Source organism: Vibrio anguillarum (genome assembly GCF_003390515.1).
GTDB lineage: Bacteria > Pseudomonadota > Gammaproteobacteria > Enterobacterales > Vibrionaceae > Vibrio > Vibrio anguillarum.
Genome location: NZ_CP031479.1, coordinates 1,035,887 through 1,055,089 on the forward strand (window position 1 = coordinate 1,035,887; position 19,203 = coordinate 1,055,089).

Consider the following 19,203-nt stretch of genomic DNA (forward strand, 5'->3'; position numbering starts at 1 on the left):
GTAGCATTATGTCTGGAGAAAGAAAACGCGGCTTTTTACGTTTAGATGCAGACGCTAATATTGAACAAGCCAAAAAGTGGGGGTTGCCGGACTACGGCGCAGAGATCAATAAAAAAGCCAAAGAAACGGCAATGAACTACGACCCCGGTTGGATGCCAAGTTTTGATGAGCCTGTGGTTGAAGAGCCGCTGCAACTCAGCGAAGAAGAGATTGGCCAGATCAAACAAGGGGCTTATCAAGAAGGTTTGCACCAAGGCCAAGAAGCCGGATTCAAACAAGGTTATGAAAAAGGCAAAGAAGAAGGGCTGATTGCAGGACACCAAGAAGGTGTTGAGCAAGGCAAAACCGAGGGTGTCGCTGAAGGGCAAACCCTCATCCAGCAGCAGGTTGATATTTTCGTTGGTCTTGCCAATCAATTTGCTCAACCGCTAGAGTTGATGAATGCCCAAGTCGAAAAACAGCTGGTCGATATGGTTTTAACCTTGGTCAAAGAAGTCGTTCACGTTGAAGTACAAACCAATCCGCAAGTGATCTTAGATACCGTCAAATCGTCGGTTGAATCCCTGCCTGTATCCGGGCATGCCATCACATTAAAACTCCATCCAGAAGATGTTGAAGTGATTCATTCTGCTTATGGCGAAAAAGAGCTGGATTTCCGAAACTGGACATTGGTCAAAGAACCGGCATTAAATCGCGGTGACGTCCAGATTGAAGCAGGTGAATCGAGTGTGAATTATCGAATGGAAGATCGCATTCGTAGCGTGTTGAAAAGTTTTTGTGGCACCAATCGTCACCAACAAGGTGATCAATAGTGTTGTCTCTTGCCGATCGCCTTAGTCAATATAAAACCGAAGGGTTAACCTGCCGCCCAATGGCATCGGGCAAACTGGTCCGTGTGGTTGGTTTAACCCTTGAGGCTACCGGTTGTAAAGCCCCTATTGGTAGCTTATGTAAAGTAGAAACCATGTCCGGAGAAATGGAAGCGGAAGTGGTTGGCTTTTCTGGCGATAACCTCTATCTGATGCCCAGCGAACAGATAACAGGCGTACTGCCCGGAGCTAAAGTTACCCCAATGACAGGGGACCCTGGCCTACCAGTCGGGATGGAGCTGCTTGGACGGGTGATTGATGGTGTCGGTAATCCACTCGATGGGTTGGGGCCTATTTATACCGAAAAGCGCGCATCGTTTAATGCTGACCCCATCAATCCATTAGCTCGTAAACCCATAACAGAACCTCTGGACGTTGGCCTAAAAGCGATCAACGGTTTACTTACGGTAGGTAAAGGGCAGCGGATTGGTTTATTTGCTGGCTCTGGTGTCGGTAAATCGGTAACGCTTGGCATGATGACTCGTGGCACAACCGCTCAAGTGGTGGTGGTGGGGCTGATTGGTGAACGTGGCCGCGAAGTAAAAGAGTTTATAGAAGAGATTTTAGGCGTTGATGGACGTCAACGTTCAGTTGTAGTAGCCGCGCCTGCGGACTCCTCACCGCTGATGCGTTTAAAAGGCTGTCAAACCGCGTTAGCGATTGCGGAATACTTTCGTGATCAAGGGTTAGATGTATTGCTACTAATGGACTCGTTGACTCGTTTTGCCCAAGCGCAACGTGAAATTGCGTTATCTGTGGGTGAGCCGCCAGCCACAAAAGGTTATCCGCCATCGGTGTTTGCTAAACTGCCCGCCTTGGTTGAACGAGCGGGAAATGGCGGTCCTCACCAAGGATCGATTACCGCTTTCTTTACCGTGCTCACCGAAGGGGATGATCTACAAGACCCGATCGCTGATGCATCGCGAGCCATTCTTGATGGTCACATTGTTTTATCACGTGAAATGGCCGATGCCGGACATTACCCTGCGATTGATGTAGAGAAATCGGTCAGCCGTGTCATGCCACAAATCACCACCGATGAACATCTGTTGATGTCGAAAGCGGTGCGTCAAATACTCTCCATCTGCCGGAAAAATCAAGATCTCGTCTCTATCGGTGCTTACAAGCCGGGGACGGACCCTGCGATTGACAGTGCATTTACGCTAAAACCTAGGCTGGATGAATATTTGCAGCAAGGGATGAAGGATTCGGTTCCTTACGACATGTGCGTCAATATGCTCAAGCACGTTTTGCAAGTGGGGTAATCGATGGATAACGCACTCGAGTTTCTGCTTGATCAAGCCAAAGACAAAGAAGAAAAAGCCGTGATGGCGTTATCTAAATCGCGTGATGAGCTAGAGAGCTATTACAAGCAGTTGGCGCAGATTGAACAATACCGACTGGATTATTGTCAGCAGCTTATGGAGCGCGGCATGTCAGGTTTGACGGCGAGCCAATATGGACACTTAAACCGATTTCTTACCCAGTTAGATGAAACCCTTGTCAAACAAAGAGATGCAGAACAACACTTCAAAAATCAGGTAGAGAACTGCCAAGAGCATTGGATGGAAGTGAGAAAACAGCGACGCTCTTACGAATGGCTCATTGAAAAAAAACAGATAGAAGCGCAACGTCTGCAAGATAAACGAGAGCAGAAGCAGATGGATGAGTTTTCTACACTGCTCTTTAGTCGGCAACGTTCTAATCAACATAAGTTTTAATCAAAATAAGTTTTAAGTCACTGACGCCTCAAGTCGTCAACGTGTCCAATAAGATGGGTGTCATACTTTTTTATCGATATTGAAGGCTTGGCTCATTTCTTGCTTCTGACTAATCACGGAGTTCATTAGGTTAATCCACTGCGCCATCGTCAAAAAATGATGAAACATGACTTACTGGCCAATAATGAATCCGCGTCATCCTCTGTTTTTAGTGCGAGCATCATGGATATGAATGTAAATATTACAACACCATCCGACACCTCTAAAATGGCCAGCGTGAGTAAAGCAGGCTCTGATGCGGTGAGTGAAGGTTCTGAATCTCAAGGTTTTTTTGAAAAACTGACCGCCCTCATTATGGGTCGTAGCACTGAATCTTCGGCAGAAACCGACTTTAAGGCGCTGGATGAGGGAGCTGTGCTCACCGATGACGTGGCAGCCCAAAGTAGCGATGCCTTGTTAGATAAAGAACTTGGTGAGGCATTGAGTGAAGAGGCCGATGTTGATACCGCGCAAACAAAATCACCCCCTTCAGCAGAGGTTGATGACTCCGCTCTTCAGCAGAAAACAGCACAAGTGATGAGCGATGGCGATGAAATCCTTGGCCGTTTAAATAGCGCCAATCAAGCACTTGCTGACCAAAACGGCAAAACCTTGCCACAAAACACTCATCCGGTAGACGTGCAAATCGACGACAACGCAGGTGACTCCTCGGATCAAGTGGAGCAAAAAGCGCCAGCGGCTGCGCAAATATCAGCACAGGATGCATTCGCTAAACCCACTACTGAATCAGTAGCACCGGCGTCAGTGAATGAGCAAGCTCCATTGTCTGATCAGCACATCACGGAACAAGATGCAGAGCGTGTGCTGCCTATTCAGCAGGGCAAAGAGCGTTTGATGGCTGCGGAAGGTTCACCTACGGCATCAAGCTTAAACGCAGAGACTGAAGAGAATGGTGAACTCATCCTGCCGGAATCAGTCCGAAAATTCATTCAGCCGCCTCAAGATACAAAGTCAGTGCAAGCAAGCGCTTTGTCGCAAGCGATAGAAGATGAGGCCACTTTACTTGCCACAACTGAAGTTGGCGATGCAGCAGTTAACGCGGTGGCAAAAAGTGACAACGCCATGCCCATAGAGCCATCACCTTTGGTTGAAGCGCAAGCACTTGATTCACAATTGACGACAAATTTAGCAGAGGGAAAGCTACCACTTTCCCCATCCCCATCGGCGAATACACCTCAAACCGATTCGGAAAATGATCAGCAAGGACTGTCCACAGAGGCATTATTGACTGCCGCTGCCATTCCTTGGGCGAACACAGTTGTTGCCGAAGGGCAAGCATTACCTCTAGATGTGGCACAAAGTGAAACGGTCCTCAAGGGTAAAAATACGCCGGTTTCATTAGCCCATTCTGTTCAGCAAGCCTTAGCTCAGCAACAATCTCAAACCATGCAGGCTGCCGTGGCGGCAGACAAAGCCGCACTAGCATCGTCACCTCTTGTGACAGCAAGCAATGAGTTATCCAATGTACAAATACAACAGTTAGCGAATGCGGCCGCGATACCAGCTGCAACCCATGCAGAATTGCCACTCAACCCCGCGCTATTCAAAGCCGGATTAGGCGCGAAAGCGTTATCGGGTGTGAATGATGCAGGGGCGGCTCAAGAGCAAAAAGAGGGCACATTAGCGCAGCAGCTTTCGAGTGCTTTGGGGCAACATGGTTTGAACGCGACGCAGAGCCGTGCTGACAACTTGCAAGCCGCGCAACAGCCTCCTTTGTTGCTTAACCGAGAAATGGCCAGTGAGCAAATGGCGGAACGGCTGCAAATGATGATGTCGAAAAACCTTAAACATGTCGATATTCGCTTAGATCCACCGGAATTGGGGCGTTTACAAATTCGTATGAATATGAATGGTGATCATACGACGGTTCATTTTACGGTCGCTAACCATCAAGCACGTGATGTGATTGAACAATCTATGCCAAGGCTACGAGAAATGTTGGCACAACAAGGTGTGCAGTTGGGTGAGACCTCTGTCCAACAACAGAGCGCTGGTCAGCAACAAGCGCGCTACACTGCCGACGGGGATGCCCAATCTGGTCAATTGACGCGCAACGGAAGCTATTTAGACGAAGAAAACCTTGATACAGACGTCAAACTTGATTTGAATGTCGCATCAAAGCGTGATGGAATCAGTTATTACGCTTAAACTAATATTAAAAATAACGACATAGAGAACATTATGGCCGATGAAGAGTTAGGCGCGGAAGCCCCCAAAGGGAAGAAAAAACTGCTGATTATCATTATTGCTGCCGTAGTGTTACTGCTTGGTGGTGGTGCAGCTTTCTTTTTGATGAGCGGAGATGAGGGTGAAGCCACGAGTGAGCAAGCCCCCGCAGCGCAGCAAGCTTTGCCAACGGATCCTGTGGCTTACGTTAATATTGCACAGCCGTTTGTGTTTAACGTCACGGGTGATAAGAAAGATCGGTTGGTGCAAATCAAAGTGCAGTTGATGGTGCGGGGTTCTGAAAATGAAAGCCTTGCACGTTACCATTCACCTTTAGTGGAAAGCTCTTTACTAGCCACTTTTGCGTCTGCCACTGTGGAACAGCTTCGTAGCCCTACCGGGCGAATTGAGCTGAGAGATAAGGCGACCGATGACATTAAAGCGGCACTCACTAAAGCGGTTGGGCAACCTGTGATCGAAAAAGTGTTGTTTACCGATTTTGTAATGCAGTAGGTGAGAAGTGACTGATTTATTAAGCCAAGACGAAATCGATGCCCTACTTCATGGTGTAGACAGTGTTGATGAGGCGGAAGACGATGACGATGTTGCCGATAAGTCGGCGATTAACTTTGACTTCTCTTCACAAGACCGTATCGTCCGTGGGCGCATGCCTACGCTGGAGCTTATCAACGAACGTTTTGCTCGTCACATGCGTATTAGTTTGTTCAACATGCTGCGTAAAACGGCTGAAGTGTCGATCAACGGCGTACAGATGATGAAGTTTGGTGAATACCAAAATACGCTTTATGTTCCGACTAGTTTGAACATGGTGCGTTTTCGTCCGTTAAAAGGGACTGCGTTGGTCACGATGGAAGCGCGTTTAGTCTTCATTTTGGTGGAAAACTTTTTTGGTGGCGATGGACGTTTCCACGCTCGAATTGAAGGGCGCGAATTTACGCCAACAGAACGACGTGTCATTCAATTACTGTTAAAAATTGTTTTCGGTGACTACAAAGAAGCTTGGTCACCGGTGATGGGCGTTGAGTTTGAATATTTGGATTCAGAAGTGAACCCAAGTATGGCTAACATCGTTAGCCCAACGGAAGTGATCGTAGTGAGCTCGTTTCATATCGAAGTCGATGGCGGCGGCGGCGATTTCCACGTGGTCATGCCTTATTCGATGGTTGAACCCATTCGTGAGTTACTCGATGCGGGTGTCCAGTCGGATAAAATGGAAACTGATGTGCGTTGGAGTTCTGCACTGCGCGAAGAGATCATGGATGTACCCGTCAATTTCCGAGTCAATTTATTAGAACAAGACATTTCATTGCGTGACTTAATGGATCTACAAGTAGGCGATATCATCCCAATTAAAATGCCCAAAAACGCAACGATGTTTGTTGAAGAGCTGCCTACTTACCGAGTGAAAATGGGCCGCTCTGGTGAAAAACTGGCGGTTCAAGTCTCTGAAAAAATTAAACGCCCTGATGTAGTAAAAACGGATCTCGCCTTTTTAGGCAAAGACATCATGTCTGAATTTGAAGATGATGACGAAGAAGATAACGAAGAATAATAGAGTAGGTAACGAAGATGGAACCAAGTGACGACCAAAGATTGGCAGACGAATGGGCAGCCGCATTAGGGGAAGACCCATCCGCGCCTAGTATTGATGTAGATGAAATTCTGGCCGCGCCTCTTGATGAATTGAAAGACACTTCACCACCGATCACCGAAGATGAGCGCCGCAAACTTGATACGATCATGGACATTCCGGTGACCATTTCGATGGAAGTGGGGCGTTCGAAGATCAGCATTCGTAACTTACTGCAATTGAACCAAGGCTCGGTGGTTGAGCTTGATCGCATCGCGGGTGAGTCATTGGATGTGATGGTGAACGGCACCTTGATTGCTCATGGAGAAGTGGTAGTGGTTAACGATAAATTCGGTATTCGTTTAACCGATGTAATCAGCCAGACTGAGCGTATTAAAAAGCTGCGTTAGCATAACGTCAGCTTACGAAAAAGAAGTATTTGGATGAAAAAACTGATCGGTTTATTGCTCTGTTCAAGCCAAGCGATGGCAGCGCCGAATGATCACTTAGATTTAGCGACCACTTTCGGGTCGCTTTTGTTCGTTATTGCGCTAATTCTCTTTTTGGCTTGGGTGTTAAAACGAATGCGAGTACCCACGTTCGGTAATCAAAAAGGGCTGAGCATTGTACGTCAACTGCCAGTGGGTACTAAAGAGCGTATCGTTATTGTGCAAGCAGGAGAAGAACAATTTCTCGTCGGAGTCACGTCACAATCCGTCCAATTGATCGCAAAATTAGATGCCCCACTCAAACAGGAGGAGGCTGAGGTCAGTCCGTTTGCCGGTCAACTGACTCAGCTGCTAAAGAAAAATGACAAGAAATAGTCGCACGGCCTCATTGGGTTACCTTGGCCATCTATGGCATCTTTCTATGTTGCTGGTGGCATTATTGTTTACCCCGTTTGCGTTTTCAGAGCAAGAGTTAGCCACGCCAATTCCTTCCAGCGCCGTAGGCGCAGAAACGGTGACAGTAACGGCGATGAATAAAGACAGTGGCGCCTCTAAAACGATAGCCGCTGGTAGCGTCAGTGGTGGTGGCGGTATTCCAGCATTTACCATGACGACCAATCCAGATGGCAGTCAAGATTACTCGATCAATCTACAAATTTTAGCCTTGATGACCATGTTGGGTTTTTTGCCTGCCATGGTCATTTTGATGACTTCCTTTACACGTATCGTGATTGTGATGTCGATCTTGCGCCAGGCAATGGGCCTGCAACAAACGCCGTCAAACCAAGTAATTATCGGCATTGCTATTTTTCTCACTTTTTTCATTATGTCACCAGTCATCAATGCCATTAATGAGCAAGCTGTGCAGCCGTATCTCAATGAGCAGATGACGGCGCGTCAAGCGTTTGATACGGCTCAAGAGCCACTAAAAGCCTTCATGCTGAAACAGACGAGAGTCAAAGATTTAGAAACCTTTGTTGAGATATCGGGCTCTGACGCAACCAATCCTGAAGAGGTCTCGATGGCGGTGCTGATCCCTGCGTTCATCACCTCGGAGCTAAAAACGGCGTTTCAAATCGGCTTTATGCTATTTTTACCCTTTTTAATCATTGATTTAGTGGTGGCGTCTGTTTTGATGGCGATGGGTATGATGATGCTTTCGCCGATGATCGTCTCGCTGCCATTTAAACTCATGCTGTTTGTACTAGTGGATGGATGGAACTTGATCCTCTCAACGCTAGCTGGCAGTTTTGCTTTATAGCGGGGGCGCGAATGACTCCTGAAGTCTTTGTTGAGCTGTTTCGAGACGCACTGTGGATGGTGCTTATCATGGTGTGCGCCATCATCATCCCGAGTTTGTTGATTGGCTTAGTGGTCGCCATTTTCCAAGCCGCGACCTCAATTAACGAACAGACGTTGAGCTTTTTACCGCGTCTCATTGTGACGTTACTGGCACTGATGTTCTTTGCCCATTGGATGACGCAGATGTTGATGGAGTATTTCTTCTCTATCGTTGAACGGCTACCACAGGTACTGTACTAGGAGCTTGAATGGAGTACCCAACAAGCCTCGTTTTAGAGTGGATTGCTAGCTATTTTTGGCCCTACACTCGTATTTCCGCCATGCTGATGGTGATGTCAGTCACTGGGGCCCGCTTTGTTCCGACCCGAGTGCGGCTCTACTTAGGTTTGGCTATTACCTTCGCCGTGATGCCCGCGATTCCTGCCGTTTCAGAGACCGTTGAACTACTTTCATTTAAAGGTTTTTTGACCACCTTTGAGCAGATTATTATTGGCGTTGCAATGGGCATGATCACCCAGTTTATAATCCAAACCTTTGTTATGCTTGGCCAAATATTGGGTATGCAAGCCAGCTTAGGTTTTGCTTCAATGGTCGACCCCGTAAACGGACAAAACACCCCTCTGCTTGGTCAACTGTTTATGTTTTTAGCGACCTTGTTCTTCTTAGCAACCGATGGTCATTTAAAGATGATCCAACTGGTGGTATTCAGTTTTAAAACCTTGCCTATTGGCGATGGGGCATTAACGACCGTGGATTTTCGTGAGCTTGCATTGTGGCTGGGAATTATGTTTAAAGTGGCGCTGAGTATGTCTCTTTCTGGCATCATTGCGCTATTAACCGTCAACTTATCATTTGGTGTGATGACTCGTGCAGCCCCTCAGCTCAACATTTTCTCGTTGGGTTTTGCGTTTGCGCTTTTGGTCGGCTTGCTACTCTGTTGGTATATTTTAGGCGGCCTGTATAGTCACTACGAACTATTCTGGTTAGAAGGCGAGCAACAAATTTGTCGCCTTATCCGTATGAACTGTTAGGAGGCGCGTTTGGCAGAGTCAGACGGTCAAGAACGTACCGAAGACGCCACGCCCAAGCGATTGGACGAGGCGCGAAAAAAAGGTCAAGTCGCTCGTTCAAAAGAGTTAGCGTCCGTTTCGGTACTGGTGGTGGGTGCGATTGCATTGATGTGGTTTGGCGAATCGTTAGCCCGAGCTTTGTACGCTTTGATGGGTCGAATCTTCAACTTAAGCCGAGAAGAAGTGTTTGATCTCGGAAAGTTGTTTGATATTGCGGCTGGTTCTCTTGCGACCCTGATATTGCCACTCTCGCTTATCTTAATCACGTTATTTATTGCTGCATTAATTGGCGCGGCTGGCATTGGTGGAATTAACTTTTCTGTCGAAGCTGCGATGCCAAAGCCCTCCAAAATGAACCCGCTCAGTGGCTTAAAACGTATGTTCGGTTTGCAAAGTTGGGTTGAGTTATTTAAGTCCATTTTAAAAGTACTGCTTGTTTCTGGCGTTGCTTTTTATCTGATCAATGCATCGAAAGAAGATCTATTTCAACTGAGCATGGATGTCTATCCACAAAATATTTTCCATGCGCTCGATATTTTGCTCAACTTCGTGTTGCTAATTAGTTGTTCTTTATTGGTCGTGGTCGCCATCGATATCCCATTCCAAATCTGGCAGCACGCTGATCAATTAAAAATGACCAAGCAAGAAGTAAAAGACGAATACAAAGATACGGAAGGAAAACCTGAGGTTAAAGGCCGAATTCGGATGTTGCAGCGTGAAGCGGCCCAGCGGCGGATGATGGCGGAAGTGCCACAAGCGGATGTAATTATCACCAACCCAGAACACTTCTCAGTTGCGCTGCGCTATAAACAAAATACGGATAAAGCACCGATTGTGGTGGCTAAAGGCGTCGATCACATGGCGATGAAAATTCGTGAAGTAGCACGTGCGCATGATATACACATCATCCCCGCACCGCCTTTGGCTCGAGCGCTTTATCACACAACCGATCTTGAGCAGGAGATCCCCGACGGGCTTTTCGTGGCGGTTGCGCAGGTACTGGCTTATGTCTTTCAGCTTAAGCAGTATCGTAAACGCGGTGGCCAAAGACCCAAACTCGATGAGAATAACATGCCGATTCCACCGGATTTACGACATTAATCCTCATCGTTATGCTGGAGCAAAAGCGTTGATGCTGAAGTTAGCGTCAGTTTAAATCACTTATCAGGAATAGAAAGCAGCACCAATACCGCGCCATGCCCGCCAAATTCAAGGGGGGCTTGATGAAATGCCATCACATCAGGATGTTGAGCGAGCCAGAGAGGAACTTTTTGTTTGAGAATGTGTTTACCGATCCCATGTTGGACACAAGCGCAGTGAATATTTTCTTTCACACAATAAGCAACCATCGCCCCGAGCTCTCGTTTCGCTTCTTGCTGTGTCATGCCGTGCATATCCAAAAACACATCCGGCACATAGACGCCACGTCTTAACCGTTTAACTTCATATTTCGACACATCATCACGAGCATAGCGCGTCGGGCCTTCATCGCTGAGTTTTGGTATAAACTCATCGGAAAAATAAAATTCGGTATCGCTGGCTTCCCGCGCAATACGGCGGATTTCTTTTTGTTTGGGGTTTCTGTTTGGCGGCTGGATTATGGTATCCTGTCGCAACTTTTTAACGCCCTTTACTGCATCCCGAAACAAGTCGAAAGCGTCATCGTGTTCGGTCTCTTTTTGGCTCATTGGGTTTGGTCATTTTCTAACAGATCGATATTGGCAGTATTGTAGCGCTTTTCGGAGGCAATTTTGGATAAGATTTTTGTAGAAGAGGCGGTTTCTGAACTTCACACGCTTCAAGATATGATTCGTTGGACGGTCAGCCGTTTTAATGCCGCCAACTTATTTTATGGTCATGGGACCGATAATGCGTGGGATGAAGCCGTTCAGCTAATCCTACCGACACTCTATCTTCCGATTGATGTTCCTCCGCATGTACTGAATTCTCGTTTAACAGGCAGCGAACGTCTGCGTATTGTTGAACGGGTGATTAAGCGCATTAATGAACGTACTCCTATCGCTTATTTAACCAATAAAGCGTGGTTCTGTGGCCTTGAGTTTTATGTGGATGAGCGAGTACTGGTGCCACGTTCACCGATTGGCGAATTGATTGAAGCGCAGTTCCAACCTTGGTTGATCGACGAGCCTGTACGCATTATGGATTTGTGTACTGGCAGCGGTTGCATCGCCATTGCGTGCGCCCACGCGTTCCCTGATGCTGAAGTGGATGCGATTGATATCTCAACCGACGCACTGCAAGTGGCGGAGCAAAATATTCAAGATCACGGTATGGAGCAACAAGTTTTCCCGATCCGTTCCGATCTATTCCGTGATTTGCCAAAAGAGAAATATGACCTAATCGTGTCGAATCCACCGTATGTGGATCAAGAAGATATGAATAGTTTGCCCAAAGAGTTCAAACACGAACCAGAACTCGGCTTAGCCGCCGGTACCGATGGTTTGAAATTGGTGCGTCGTATTTTGGCCAATGCGGCGGGATACCTCACTGATAACGGTATTTTGATCTGTGAAGTGGGCAATTCGATGGTGCATATGATGAACCAATACGACCACATTCCGTTTACTTGGCTTGAGTTTGAAAATGGTGGGCATGGCGTATTCATGCTGACTCGCCAGCAGTTGGTTGATTGCGCTAGCGACTTTGCGCTTTATATCGACTAATGCCGTACGCATAAGAAAAACGCCAGCCACAGTGCTGGCGTTTTTTTATCCATTAGAAAAATACACATTGCTTTATTTTGGGGCTTTACATCATTTCGTAATAAAGCCACTATGAATCCACGAACAATAGAATGAAGCGGTGATAGGGAGCATGTCGCTCTGTGTCATCAATATTGAGGAAGTCATGGCAGGAAACAGTATCGGACAACATTTTCGGGTGATGACATTCGGAGAAAGTCACGGTATCGCACTAGGATGTATCGTCGACGGATGCCCTCCGGGCTTAGAAATTACAGAAGCTGACTTACAGATAGACCTAGATCGTCGCCGTCCTGGCACATCTCGCTATACAACGCAGCGCCGTGAAGCGGATGAAGTCAAAATTCTTTCTGGTGTATTTGAGGGGAAAACCACAGGTACATCGATTGGTCTATTAATTGAAAATACCGACCAACGTTCAACCGATTATTCAGACATTAAAGACAAGTTTCGCCCCGGTCATGCCGATTATACCTACCATCAAAAATATGGCATTCGCGACTATCGTGGTGGTGGCCGTTCATCAGCACGTGAGACAGCGATGCGAGTGGCAGCGGGAGCCATTGCGAAGAAATATCTCAAACAAGAATTTGGGGTTGAAATTCGCGCTTACTTGTCACAAATGGGTGATGTTTGTATCGATAAAGTGGATTGGAATGAAATTGAGAATAACGCCTTTTTCTGTCCAGATGCAGACAAAGTGGCGGCATTCGACCAACTGATCCGTGATTTGAAAAAAGAAGGTGATTCGATCGGTGCAAAGATTCAAGTTGTCGCGACAAACCTGCCTGTTGGTTTAGGTGAGCCGGTATTTGATCGTCTAGATGCGGATATTGCACATGCTTTGATGAGCATTAATGCGGTGAAAGGGGTAGAGATTGGTGACGGTTTTGATGTCGTGCAGCAAAAAGGCAGCCAGCATCGAGATCCTCTAACACCGAACGGCTTTCGCTCAAATCATGCCGGCGGTATTTTAGGCGGTATTTCGACTGGGCAAGATATTGTTGCCAGTATTGCGCTTAAACCCACGTCAAGTATTACAGTACCTGGCGATACCATTACTCGCACGGGTGAACCCACACAACTTATCACGAAAGGTCGCCATGATCCTTGCGTTGGTATTCGCGCCGTGCCCATTGCCGAAGCAATGCTGGCGATTGTGTTGATGGACCACTTACTTCGTCATCGCGGGCAGAATTTTGCGGTTCAAACAGAAACGCCTAAAATCTAATCCAGCATAACCGAATTAAAATGAAAAGCGCCCTTCTTGTTAGGGCGCTTTTGTTTTAAGCAATTTTCTGTTTGGCCAATTTCCGCGGCTGAATGAATTTTTTATCGAAACAAGTCAGCTAACTAACTAACTAAATATCTAACATCGGATTATGGCTAATGAATCTGATTTTCAGCATCAAGCTGGAAAGAAGGCAAACGCCATTTAAAACGCACTGCCGCCATACGCAATAAATAACCCACAATAAGCGTTACTATCGTGCTGGTGACATCATTGATGCCGAATGCGAGCAAGGTTAAATAAAGCCCTGAAGCGACTAATGAAACCGAAGCGTAGAGCTCTTCATGCAGTACCAGTGGCGTTTGTCTGCAGATTAAATCGCGTAATAACCCACCAAACACCCCAGTGACCAACGCAGAAACCATACAAATGCCGGGATGCAAACCCATGCCCATTGCGACTTTTGTGCCTATGATACTGAACACAATTAGCCCCAATGCATCTAAACGAATGAACAACCCTTTGAGTTTGATTACCCATTTAGCTAAGCCTGTGGTGAGAACGCCTGCGATACAGGTAATGGCTAAAAACTCCGGATTCTTCACCCAACCTAGCGGATAATGGCCGAGTAAAATATCCCTCACCGTACCGCCTCCAATCGCAGTGGCACTCGCTACTAACATCACACCGAACCAATCCATTTTTCGACGGCCTGCACTCAATGCACCAGTCATCGCTTCGGCAGTAATACCAATAATATATAAAACACTGAGCAACATAATGCGGTACTCCGACAGCACTTCCTTAGGTATATAAGAACCGAGAAAGCGGTTGAACTTAAAAATGGAGGCGCAAGTGTAGTAGTAAAGTCAGGCGATGGCGAATGAGATTTTATGCCAAGAAACCGTTTGACCGATTAATAAAACTAATGAAATGGGGCGATTGAATGGCTTTACCTGACTACAGAAAAATAAGAGAATGCGTTGAGAAATTTTTGCCTGCATGACTGAGTGATGACACATCAATACCAAGACTTGATCTCCCTGTTCAATGACACTTTTTTTGAGCCATTCAATACGCGTTTAGAGCTCGGTGGTGATGAGCCGATTTACTTGCCTGCTGATGCGCAAATTAATCATCACCGCATCATTTTCGCACGGGGATTCTTTGCCTCGGCACTGCACGAAATCGCGCATTGGTGCGTCGCCGGCCCTGAACGGCGATTGATGGAAGATTTTGGCTATTGGTATCAACCAGACGGGCGAACCGCGCAAGTCCAAGCCGAATTTGAAAAAGTAGAGGTGCGCCCTCAAGCGTATGAGTGGATTTTATCGGTCAGTGCTGGCTTTCCTTTTACTGTGAGTTGTGACAACCTACACGGCGATTTTGAACCAGACCGTATCGCCTTTATGACTCAGGTACATCGTGAGGTAGTCGCTATCTTACAGGTTGGACTTCCACCCCGAGTGAAGATGCTGTCAGATGCATTACGTGCTTTTTATGGTACGACAGAATTAAGGCTAGAGCACTTTATTATCAGGTAACTAGCTAAATAATAAGAGAAAATGAGAGTTGTATGATTATTGGATTTGAAGAAAAACTGCTGGAAATGATTGATGCACGTATTGCGACGGCATCGGACGATGAATTGTTTGCGGGTGGTTATTTGCGAGGTCATATTTCTTTGTCTGCAGCCGCGTGTGAAGATGAAGGAATTGACGATCTATCTCTGTTTAAAGCACGAATTGAGCAAAGCCTAGAGCAAGCGCGCACAGAGCTTACGCCTGCAGACCGCGTGATTGTGTTCGATTTATGGACCGAGCTTCACAACCAAGCTTAAGGTGACCACACTTAACTCATTCGAATTCTTTGAATGAGTCCGTAAAATTTTTATGGTTGTTGTTAATTTGTGCGATCGCTATGCTTAAGCCATATTCGAACACACAAGGGCAACACCATGAAAGTCATCGCATTTGGAGCATCAAACAGCTCAACTTCAATCAATAAAGCATTGGCCACTTACACCGCTCACCTCATTGAAGGTGCAGACGTGGTGGTGCTTGATATTAACAACTATACCGTTCCTATGTTTAGCGAAGATCTTGAAAAAGAGCTTGGTCAAGCCGAAGGCGCTCAAGCTTTTCTGCGTGATCTTGCTCAAGCGGATGCGTTTGTTATCTCTTTTGCTGAGCATAATGGTCACTACCCAGCAGCGTACAAAAATTTATTTGACTGGGCAACACGCATTGACCGTGAACTATTCAAAGGTAAACCTGCTGTTTACCTAGCCAGCTCTCCAGGTCCTGGTGGCGCGCAATCGGTTTTGGCGGCGGCAAATAATTCTGCTCCTTATTTTGGTGGTAATGTAAAAGCGTCTGTCTCGGTACCGAGTTTTTATGACAATTTTGACTTGGCTACGGGTCAAGTGACTAACCCTGAAGTGGCGGCACAATTGAAAGACGCGATTGCGAAGCTCGTATAGCTTTCTTGTCTCGTTTTAAGTTCGTCTCACCTTAAGTCTCACGCCTTTTCGCGTGAAAAAGTGAGCATTAAAAAAGCCTTGCTGGATAAGTAAGGCTTTTTTCTATGATGGGTTTTATCGAAGAGTACGTTCGGTGATGGCTTTGCCTTTTTTGAGTTTTCTCACCCACATTCGACTTGGATGAAGCGTTTCGAGTACATCAACAGCAAGTGGTAGCGGATCGCCATTCATTTGTGAAGCCAGCAACTCAGCCATTAATGGCGCAGAACTTAGCCCTCGCGATCCTAGCCCGAGCATGCAGTACAAATGAGGATAGTGAGCCACAGATGGAGTCTGTTGCGGATCTTGGGACGTTAACGGCTGGTAGTCGAGTTTGATCTGTTCAAAGTTGCCCACATTCCCGACAAACGGCAAATGATCGCGGCTGACACAGCGAACGCCTTGGCGAGATTGATTGCTAGATGTATCGACTTGCTGTGTCCAGTTTTGGTCGTTAATACAACGGGTTAAGCGTTGTCCATTCTCTTGCTGCGCCGCCGCATCGAATGCTTGGTTGGTTTGACTTCGGTCATAGCTTGCGCCAATGCAGTGCTGTTGAGTGTTGGGGTTGTGCGGTGTCATATAGCCGTCGTAACACAACACGCTGCTCAGCTTTTGCAATGTTTCTGAGGTTGGAATATGGCTTACTTGTCCTTTCACTTTGCCAAGTGGCAACGCTTGTGTTTGCTCGAAATGGTCAAATTGATGTCCGTTTGCAATGACCACACACTGATGGTGCTTTTCGCTACCATTAACACTTAATGTCCACTGCCGTTGTATTTCATCCCAGCGCAAAGACTCCACCTTGTGATTGAAATAGGCGTTGAATCGCTCACTTTGGCTTAATTGGTCAAACAGGCCTTGTGTCAGTTGAGCAGGGCAAAGCCATCCTCCGAGTGGGTAATGTAAGCTGACCATGTCAGTCGGTAAGCCGACGTTTTGTAACGTTGCTTGTTGATCGCAGTAGTGCATTAGCTGAGGGTTAAATTTCCCTTCAAGCATCGCCATCTGTTTTTGGGTCGATTTTTCATCCCACATCAATTGGGTCACACCACACCAATCATGATCAAAAGGGACGCTTTGCGCCATTTGCTCAACAAATTGCCGAGCAAACAGAAAAGCGGGCGCAAAAACACGCGATACACCACTGTGGTCTTTATTCAGCAGTGGGTAAACCGCACCTTGTCGGTTACCTGAAGCACCTTGAGCGGCCTGAGGATCGGCGCAATACAGGCTGACATTGATACCGCGGCGATTGAGCATTTTAGCTAATGTGGCACTAGCAATGCCGCCGCCGATGATCGCCACGTCGGTAACATTGGTCGTCGGCGCAATCGCAAACCAAGGTTTTATATTGCTGTACGGCGTTTTGTGTTCCAGTTGACCAGCAATCATCTCTCTTTTGGTGCCAAAGCCTTTCACTTTTTTCATCGAAAAGCCTGCTGCTATCAATCCGCGTCGTACAAAACCTGCGGCGGTAAAAGTGGCGCACGTGGCTTTGTGTTTCGCCAGTTTGGCCATATTCTCAAACAGCGTTTGATTCCACATTTCAGGGTTTTTACTGGGAGCAAAACCATCCAAAAACCATGCGTCTACCACGCCTTGCTCAGTCGTGGGAACTTGCGGCATACACTCTTTGATATCACCGAACCAAAGATCAAGGGTAATGGCGCCATCATCAAGAACAATGCGATGACATTCTGGTACTGCAATCGGGTAGTGTTGTTGAAGCTTTTTCGCATAAGTCGCTAATTCAGGCCACGCTTGGTGCGCTGTTATCAAGTCGTGTTTATGGAGCGGATATTTTTCAAAACTGATAAAATGCAGCGCTTGCAATGGCGCATTTGGGTTTTGTTGCCTAAACGCATCAAATTCTTGCCATACAGCGAGAAAATTTAACCCAGTGCCAAACCCCGTTTCGGCAATGACGAATCGTTTTTGGTCATATTGGTGCCATCTTTGTGGTATATGATTTTGGGAAAGAAACACGTAACGCGTCTCTTCTAGGCCGTTAACGTTGGAAAAGTAAACGTCATCGAATTGGTCGGAAACGGGTGTGCCCGCTTCATTCCAACCCAGTGTTGCGTTGGTTATGCTGGTCATAATGGTGTAATTCTGTGAAATCGGGCGATATATAGCTCGAGATTGTACGAATTTCTGGGAAAGCTGACCACTTTTGTTATTCTTCTTAGTTATTATCTAAGCGAATTTTGAATTATAGGAATGTCACATGAAACGAGTCGTAATCACCGGTATGGGTATTGTTTCAAGTATCGGTAACAACGTCGAAGAAGTTTTAGCGTCTCTAAAAGCAGGCAAATCAGGTATTACCGCTTCTGAGCAGTTCAAAGAGAACGGTTTACGCTCTCAAGTGTGGGGTAGCCTGAAAATGAACCCTGCTGACCATATTGATCGCAAACAGATGCGTTTTATGGGTGATGCGGCCGCGTTTGCATACCTATCAATGGAACAAGCGATTGCCGATTCAGGTTTAGCACCAGAGCAGGTCTCTAATGACCGCACTGGTATTGTGGCTGGTTCTGGCGGTGCGTCGTCGTATAACCAAGTTATTGCTGTCGACACATTGCGCACAAAAGGCGTGAAGCGCGTTGGTCCTTACATGGTTCCACGTACTATGTCTTCGACTGTTTCAGCCTGTCTTGCTACGCCATTTAAAATCCGTGGCGTCAACTACACCATGAGCTCCGCTTGTGCGACGTCGGCTCACTGTATTGGTCACGCAATGGAACTTATCCAATTGGGTAAGCAAGATGTTGTGTTTGCAGGTGGTGGTGAAGAGCTCGATTGGTCTTTAACTATGATGTTTGATGCAATGGGTGCGCTGTCAACTAAGTACAACGAAACACCAGAAAAAGCGTCACGTACTTACGATGCTGACCGCGATGGTTTCGTGATTTCAGGCGGCGGCGGCATGGTTGTGGTTGAAGAGCTTGAGCATGCACTGGCTCGCGGCGCAAAAATTTACGGTGAAATCGTCGGTTACGGTGCGACATCCGATGGCTACGACATGGTGGCTCCATCAGGTGAAGGCGCTGTGCGTTGCATGAAGATGGCAATGCAAGCGGTAGATAGTGTGGATTATGTCAATACACATGGTACTTCCACACCTGTCGGTGATGTAAAAGAGTTGGGTGCCATTCAAGAAGTGTTCGCTGGCAACAGCCCAGCTATCTCGGCAACAAAAGCAATGACTGGCCACGCATTGGGTGCGGCAGGTGTGCATGAAGCCATCTACTCTACCTTGATGCTTCACCACGGCTTTATCGCGCCAAGCATCAACATTGACAATTTAGATCCAGCGGCTGATGGCCTTGATATTGTGACCGAAATGCGCGAGCAAGAGCTAACCAGTGTGATGTCTAACAGTTTTGGTTTTGGCGGTACGAACGCGACGCTAGTGATCAAAAAGTATCAAGGCTAATGAGCCTACACACCTCTAATAAAAAGGTTTCCAGAGCGGGTCAGCTTAGCTGATCGAA

The 19,203-nt window shown here is 46.8% G+C and carries 21 protein-coding genes; 18 read left to right on the plus strand and 3 right to left on the minus strand.

All coding sequences use genetic code 11. The annotated features are described in order from the left end of the window. Positions 1 to 8: 8 nt before the first annotated feature. From fliH to flhB, 12 genes are all read left to right on the plus strand, one after another. Positions 9 to 812: a flagellar assembly protein FliH gene (gene fliH, locus DD616_RS08865; protein ID WP_013856311.1), complete on the plus strand. Its 804-nt coding sequence runs from the start codon at positions 9 to 11 to the stop codon at positions 810 to 812. After that, positions 812 to 2,134 (plus strand): flagellar protein export ATPase FliI, encoded by a 1,323-nt coding sequence (gene fliI, locus DD616_RS08870; RefSeq protein WP_208872184.1) that lies wholly within the window; start codon positions 812 to 814, stop codon positions 2,132 to 2,134. Before fliH ends, fliI begins: the two co-directional genes overlap by 1 nt. 3 nt (positions 2,135 to 2,137) lie before the next feature. Continuing rightward, the gene (gene fliJ, locus DD616_RS08875; RefSeq protein WP_010318709.1) at positions 2,138 to 2,590 is read left to right on the plus strand and encodes a flagellar export protein FliJ; all 453 of its coding nucleotides are present in this window, start codon (positions 2,138 to 2,140) and stop codon (positions 2,588 to 2,590) included. A 156-nt stretch (positions 2,591 to 2,746) separates the two neighbouring features. Further along, positions 2,747 to 4,798 carry a flagellar hook-length control protein FliK gene (locus DD616_RS08880; RefSeq protein ID WP_208872185.1) on the plus strand — a complete coding sequence of 684 codons (2,052 nt, stop codon included), beginning with the start codon at positions 2,747 to 2,749 and terminating at the stop codon, positions 4,796 to 4,798. A 33-nt stretch (positions 4,799 to 4,831) separates the two neighbouring features. Further along, positions 4,832 to 5,329, plus strand: coding sequence for a flagellar basal body-associated protein FliL (gene fliL, locus DD616_RS08885; RefSeq protein ID WP_013856316.1), 498 nt, complete (start codon positions 4,832 to 4,834; stop codon positions 5,327 to 5,329). Between the two features lie 7 nt (positions 5,330 to 5,336). Continuing rightward, positions 5,337 to 6,389 carry a flagellar motor switch protein FliM gene (fliM, locus tag DD616_RS08890; protein WP_013856317.1) on the plus strand — a complete coding sequence of 351 codons (1,053 nt, stop codon included), beginning with the start codon at positions 5,337 to 5,339 and terminating at the stop codon, positions 6,387 to 6,389. A 17-nt stretch (positions 6,390 to 6,406) separates the two neighbouring features. Continuing rightward, positions 6,407 to 6,817 (plus strand): flagellar motor switch protein FliN, encoded by a 411-nt coding sequence (gene fliN, locus DD616_RS08895; RefSeq protein WP_010318705.1) that lies wholly within the window; start codon positions 6,407 to 6,409, stop codon positions 6,815 to 6,817. 33 nt (positions 6,818 to 6,850) lie between these two features. Continuing rightward, positions 6,851 to 7,231, plus strand: coding sequence for a flagellar biosynthetic protein FliO (gene fliO / locus DD616_RS08900; protein ID WP_013856319.1), 381 nt, complete (start codon positions 6,851 to 6,853; stop codon positions 7,229 to 7,231). Positions 7,232 to 7,277: 46 nt separating this feature from the next. Beyond that, positions 7,278 to 8,117, plus strand: coding sequence for a flagellar type III secretion system pore protein FliP (fliP, locus tag DD616_RS08905; protein ID WP_017048873.1), 840 nt, complete (start codon positions 7,278 to 7,280; stop codon positions 8,115 to 8,117). An 11-nt stretch (positions 8,118 to 8,128) separates the two neighbouring features. Continuing rightward, a complete protein-coding gene (gene fliQ, locus DD616_RS08910) occupies positions 8,129 to 8,398 on the plus strand; it encodes a flagellar biosynthesis protein FliQ (RefSeq protein WP_013856321.1) in 270 nt (89 codons plus the stop codon). Between the two features lie 8 nt (positions 8,399 to 8,406). Next, positions 8,407 to 9,189 (plus strand): flagellar biosynthetic protein FliR, encoded by a 783-nt coding sequence (fliR, locus tag DD616_RS08915; RefSeq protein WP_013856322.1) that lies wholly within the window; start codon positions 8,407 to 8,409, stop codon positions 9,187 to 9,189. A 9-nt stretch (positions 9,190 to 9,198) separates the two neighbouring features. Continuing rightward, positions 9,199 to 10,329, plus strand: coding sequence for a flagellar biosynthesis protein FlhB (gene flhB / locus DD616_RS08920; protein WP_013856323.1), 1,131 nt, complete (start codon positions 9,199 to 9,201; stop codon positions 10,327 to 10,329). Positions 10,330 to 10,385: 56 nt separating this feature from the next. On the opposite strand, the gene smrB is transcribed toward flhB, so the two are convergent. After that, positions 10,386 to 10,916, minus strand: a complete 531-nt coding sequence (gene smrB, locus DD616_RS08925) for an endonuclease SmrB (protein ID WP_013856324.1) — start codon at positions 10,914 to 10,916, stop codon at positions 10,386 to 10,388. 63 nt (positions 10,917 to 10,979) lie between these two features. Between smrB and prmB the strand changes: the two genes are divergently transcribed. Both prmB and aroC read left to right on the plus strand, forming a co-directional pair. Next, positions 10,980 to 11,912 carry a 50S ribosomal protein L3 N(5)-glutamine methyltransferase gene (gene prmB / locus DD616_RS08930; protein WP_013856325.1) on the plus strand — a complete coding sequence of 311 codons (933 nt, stop codon included), beginning with the start codon at positions 10,980 to 10,982 and terminating at the stop codon, positions 11,910 to 11,912. A gap of 184 nt (positions 11,913 to 12,096) precedes the next feature. Then, on the plus strand, positions 12,097 to 13,182 hold the full coding sequence (aroC, locus tag DD616_RS08935) for a chorismate synthase (RefSeq protein WP_026028357.1): 1,086 nt from the start codon (positions 12,097 to 12,099) through the stop codon (positions 13,180 to 13,182). A gap of 155 nt (positions 13,183 to 13,337) precedes the next feature. Here the strand turns inward: aroC and DD616_RS08940 are convergent, their stop codons facing one another. After that, positions 13,338 to 13,961 carry a trimeric intracellular cation channel family protein gene (locus DD616_RS08940; RefSeq protein WP_026027295.1) on the minus strand — a complete coding sequence of 208 codons (624 nt, stop codon included), beginning with the start codon at positions 13,959 to 13,961 and terminating at the stop codon, positions 13,338 to 13,340. A gap of 234 nt (positions 13,962 to 14,195) precedes the next feature. Between DD616_RS08940 and DD616_RS08945 the strand changes: the two genes are divergently transcribed. The 3 genes from DD616_RS08945 to DD616_RS08955 all read left to right on the plus strand — a co-directional run bounded on the left by DD616_RS08945 (position 14,196) and on the right by DD616_RS08955 (position 15,664). Continuing rightward, positions 14,196 to 14,726, plus strand: coding sequence for an elongation factor P hydroxylase (locus tag DD616_RS08945; RefSeq protein WP_017045732.1), 531 nt, complete (start codon positions 14,196 to 14,198; stop codon positions 14,724 to 14,726). A gap of 32 nt (positions 14,727 to 14,758) precedes the next feature. Then, positions 14,759 to 15,022: a YfcL family protein gene (locus tag DD616_RS08950; RefSeq protein WP_013856329.1), complete on the plus strand. Its 264-nt coding sequence runs from the start codon at positions 14,759 to 14,761 to the stop codon at positions 15,020 to 15,022. A 117-nt stretch (positions 15,023 to 15,139) separates the two neighbouring features. Then, a complete protein-coding gene (locus DD616_RS08955; RefSeq protein ID WP_026028358.1) occupies positions 15,140 to 15,664 on the plus strand; it encodes an NADPH-dependent FMN reductase in 525 nt (174 codons plus the stop codon). 114 nt (positions 15,665 to 15,778) lie between these two features. Here DD616_RS08955 and mnmC read toward each other — a convergent pair whose 3' ends face one another. Next, the gene (mnmC, locus tag DD616_RS08960) at positions 15,779 to 17,806 is read right to left on the minus strand and encodes a bifunctional tRNA (5-methylaminomethyl-2-thiouridine)(34)-methyltransferase MnmC2/FAD-dependent 5-carboxymethylaminomethyl-2-thiouridine(34) oxidoreductase MnmC1 (RefSeq protein ID WP_208872186.1); all 2,028 of its coding nucleotides are present in this window, start codon (positions 17,804 to 17,806) and stop codon (positions 15,779 to 15,781) included. A 127-nt stretch (positions 17,807 to 17,933) separates the two neighbouring features. Here mnmC and fabB point away from each other — a divergent pair, with 127 nt between their 5' ends. Further along, positions 17,934 to 19,145 carry a beta-ketoacyl-ACP synthase I gene (fabB, locus tag DD616_RS08965; protein WP_017047845.1) on the plus strand — a complete coding sequence of 404 codons (1,212 nt, stop codon included), beginning with the start codon at positions 17,934 to 17,936 and terminating at the stop codon, positions 19,143 to 19,145. Positions 19,146 to 19,203 lie beyond the last annotated feature (58 nt).

Bases quoted from the DNA above. Each gene is read 5' to 3' on its own strand.
- fliH (WP_013856311.1), top strand. From the start codon at position 9: ATGTCTGGAGAAAGAAAACGCGGCTTTTTACGTTTAGATGCAGACGCT.
- fliJ (WP_010318709.1), top strand. From the start codon at position 2,138: ATGGATAACGCACTCGAGTTTCTGCTTGATCAAGCCAAAGACAAAGAA.
- DD616_RS08880 (WP_208872185.1), top strand. From the start codon at position 2,747: ATGATGAAACATGACTTACTGGCCAATAATGAATCCGCGTCATCCTCT.
- fliL (WP_013856316.1), top strand. From the start codon at position 4,832: ATGGCCGATGAAGAGTTAGGCGCGGAAGCCCCCAAAGGGAAGAAAAAA.
- fliN (WP_010318705.1), top strand. From the start codon at position 6,407: ATGGAACCAAGTGACGACCAAAGATTGGCAGACGAATGGGCAGCCGCA.
- fliO (WP_013856319.1), top strand. From the start codon at position 6,851: ATGAAAAAACTGATCGGTTTATTGCTCTGTTCAAGCCAAGCGATGGCA.
- fliP (WP_017048873.1), top strand. From the start codon at position 7,278: ATGTTGCTGGTGGCATTATTGTTTACCCCGTTTGCGTTTTCAGAGCAA.
- fliQ (WP_013856321.1), top strand. From the start codon at position 8,129: ATGACTCCTGAAGTCTTTGTTGAGCTGTTTCGAGACGCACTGTGGATG.
- fliR (WP_013856322.1), top strand. From the start codon at position 8,407: ATGGAGTACCCAACAAGCCTCGTTTTAGAGTGGATTGCTAGCTATTTT.
- smrB (WP_013856324.1), bottom strand. From the start codon at position 10,916: ATGAGCCAAAAAGAGACCGAACACGATGACGCTTTCGACTTGTTTCGG.
- aroC (WP_026028357.1), top strand. From the start codon at position 12,097: ATGGCAGGAAACAGTATCGGACAACATTTTCGGGTGATGACATTCGGA.
- DD616_RS08940 (WP_026027295.1), bottom strand. From the start codon at position 13,961: ATGTTGCTCAGTGTTTTATATATTATTGGTATTACTGCCGAAGCGATG.
- DD616_RS08945 (WP_017045732.1), top strand. From the start codon at position 14,196: ATGACACATCAATACCAAGACTTGATCTCCCTGTTCAATGACACTTTT.
- DD616_RS08950 (WP_013856329.1), top strand. From the start codon at position 14,759: ATGATTATTGGATTTGAAGAAAAACTGCTGGAAATGATTGATGCACGT.
- DD616_RS08955 (WP_026028358.1), top strand. From the start codon at position 15,140: ATGAAAGTCATCGCATTTGGAGCATCAAACAGCTCAACTTCAATCAAT.
- mnmC (WP_208872186.1), bottom strand. From the start codon at position 17,806: ATGACCAGCATAACCAACGCAACACTGGGTTGGAATGAAGCGGGCACA.
- fabB (WP_017047845.1), top strand. From the start codon at position 17,934: ATGAAACGAGTCGTAATCACCGGTATGGGTATTGTTTCAAGTATCGGT.